We start from the raw sequence: 2742 nt of genomic DNA, 5'->3' as shown, positions 1-2742 counted from the left end.
ACTTTTACCACCGAGAACACGGAGGCGCTTCGCTGAGGATAAATAACTTAAGCAATGAAACGATAAAAGAATGAATTGATTTTCAAGAATAGCTATATCTTACTGATTATTATTAAATAAAACAGGTCAAGTCTGACCTGAGTGATATATTGTGCAGTTTACCTTCATATGCCTTGGAGTTTATGCAGGTTTATACTAAGGGAGTTGGGTATCGTGATTTAATGTCGTTAACAGCATCACGCCAAGCTTGTTCAGACTCAGGTGTTTTATCAAATTGAAACTCCATATATAAAGGATCTGACTCTTTTAAATAAGCTTGTTTACGTAATTGATGCACTTCTAAACAGGCTATTTGATACTTCGCTTGTGATACACTAGTTGCATTTACTTGTTTATATTTACCATAGCCTACCACCTTGCCTTCAATGACGGGCTCACCTGTTTCAATATCAAATAAAGCGTCTAAATCATATACTGTATGACCATTAATTTTAAGCATAAGTGCCTCCAAAGGTTGCCCCTGACATAGGTTTTTTATTATCATCGGTATGATCTAATGCAAATAACTGAGGGCAAGCAAAATAACACTCTAGTGCTTCATTATTATCACCACTGGCAAAGTTAAGTGAACTCAATGAATTACCATTATATCTATATGATTTAACTAAGAACTCCACAAATTTATAGGGATGATTTGCGTTTTCTGGCGTAAATTCATTTGCATGCCATTTTTGTGAACGAGTAATCCCTTTATATCCTGCATGATCACCAAAACATAACACGCCTTTTTTAACATATACCCAAGCTCTAAATAAAAAGAGCCCTCCAGCTGTGGCATTATAAATTCCAGTATTCACACTCACACCATTATGCCCAGGATGATCTTGATTTTGTTTGTCTCGTAAATCTGATGCTGGTACTTCAATTTTTAAAACATGCCCTTGTTTTTTAAGTTTTGACCATTCAGGTGCATGTAAACCGCCATGGGCCATAATTTGTTTATGATGTAAATGTGCAAATATGGGTTTATCTGGTGTCGCTTGCCAGGGGTCATCGGTAAATGAGTCTGGGTTTGCTAATTGACTTTCTTTAACTGAAGTATGCGCATAACGCGTACCAAAGGCATAAGTATTTTGCGATACCACCTGCATTTTAGTATTAATACGCGGTTTAAAATAAGGGGTATTTGGCACTAATACCGACTCACCTTCTACTTGAGTGGCTGTCACATCGAGTAACCAAGGGTCGCTTAATAAATTCCCCCCCACAATGCGGTTATTTAAAACCAAATTACCAAGCTCTGTTAGTTCTTGGCTTTTTTCATTAAGTACACTTGTTACTTGGGCTTGCATGGCACTTCGTTCACTTTGCCATTTAGTAACTTCTTGTTCGTATGTGGTATTAAGTTCACCAATTTCGCCCACAGCTTGGGCAAGAAGATCCGTTGTATTTGCCATAAAGGCTCCTGATTGACTTATTTTATAGGATTAAAGTTTTTGAGTTAATTATCTATAGGGTTAATAAATTTAAATGCTGGATATGTAGTGGGAGATATTTACTACCTAGACTCGGCGGTAAATAAAGGTTCCTTAAAACTTCTACCACCGAGAGCACAGAGGCGCTTCGCGCTACACAGAGAAATGAAACTTTACTTTTCAAAGTACAAAAACTGCGAAATAGCAAGTTGTGTCGTTTACCTTAAATAATTTATATTTCTGAATTAAAATAAATTTTGAAAAGTATTTAATACAATCCAATTTTAGTTAATCACCCAATATCATGATAAATAGCACCATCAATAAATAATGGAATACTGTCTTTTTCAACATACCCCGCAGATATCCAAGGACCCACCATCCAAAGTTCACAAGTATCTTGCGTTAATTCATATTTAGGAAGGTCAATATTATGATTTCTAGATACAGATTGGTTACAAACCACTTTTTGATATAAACGATTTTCTTCCAGCTCACCAACGCCATGAATATTTATGCCACTGGTTGGACTATAAAGTGCAACAAACCCTACAGAAATTTTACCAAAAACAGGATTATAAGGAATGAGTAATGTTTCTCGGTCAATTCCTTCTTTTTTAGTAATTATGAGTTTTATTGGATTAAACAGCATACTCGTTTTTATGTTACTTATCACTTCAGGTACAGCTTCATCTTCTCTATCATAAACAGTGGCTTCTATATCGACATGAGCTGTATAAGGTTGAAACGGTAAATCTAATTTACCATCTCCAGTAATATCTTTTGCCTGAGCATTTTTTAATAAATTAATGGCTGCAACTTCCCTGCGCGCAGTGCTTATATAATCATTAAATGTTTGCTTACTCTGCTGCAAAAGCGTTTGCATTTGCGCCCGTTCTGTTTGCCATTTTGTGACTTCTTGTTCGTATGTTTTGTTTAATACACTTATCTCGCCAACAGCTTTAGCGAGAAGTTCCGATGTGGTTGCCATGATGGCTCCTTATTTGATTGTTTGAATAAATAATTGAGTGATTTGATAGTTCAAAATGAAAGAAGGTTAGTGCCATAGAGAAACATAACTGAAACTTGCTACTTTAGACTTTCTCTATGTTTTTCTTCTCGGTGAGCTCGGTGCCCTCTGTGGTAATAGTGACTTTTCAAATGAAATATTAACCACAGAGTACACAGAGGCACTTCGCGTTACACCGACAAAAAATTAGCACTTTACACTTTTATCTTTCTCAGTGTTTTTTACCTCGGTGTACTC

At 36.1% G+C, this 2742-nt stretch carries 3 protein-coding genes; all 3 read right to left on the bottom strand.

Translation table 11 applies throughout. The features are described from left to right. Positions 1 to 190: 190 nt before the first annotated feature. The 3 genes from BM088_RS18425 to BM088_RS18415 all read right to left on the bottom strand — a co-directional run bounded on the left by BM088_RS18425 (position 191) and on the right by BM088_RS18415 (position 2466). Entirely contained in the window at positions 191 to 499 is a 309-nt protein-coding gene (locus BM088_RS18425) for a hypothetical protein (protein ID WP_091988071.1), read from the bottom strand. Beyond that, entirely contained in the window at positions 492 to 1457 is a 966-nt protein-coding gene (locus BM088_RS18420; RefSeq protein WP_091988068.1) for a hypothetical protein, read from the bottom strand. Before BM088_RS18420 ends, BM088_RS18425 begins: the two co-directional genes overlap by 8 nt. A 310-nt stretch (positions 1458 to 1767) precedes the next feature. Continuing rightward, positions 1768 to 2466: a hypothetical protein gene (locus tag BM088_RS18415; RefSeq protein ID WP_091988065.1), complete on the bottom strand. Its 699-nt coding sequence runs from the start codon at positions 2464 to 2466 to the stop codon at positions 1768 to 1770. Positions 2467 to 2742: the final 276 nt, after the last annotated feature.

The organism is Pseudoalteromonas denitrificans DSM 6059 (assembly GCF_900112265.1).
Taxonomy (GTDB): Bacteria; Pseudomonadota; Gammaproteobacteria; order Enterobacterales; family Alteromonadaceae; genus Pseudoalteromonas; species Pseudoalteromonas denitrificans.
Note: the sequence above shows the minus strand (reverse complement) of the source record. Positions and strands in the feature narration are given on the sequence as shown.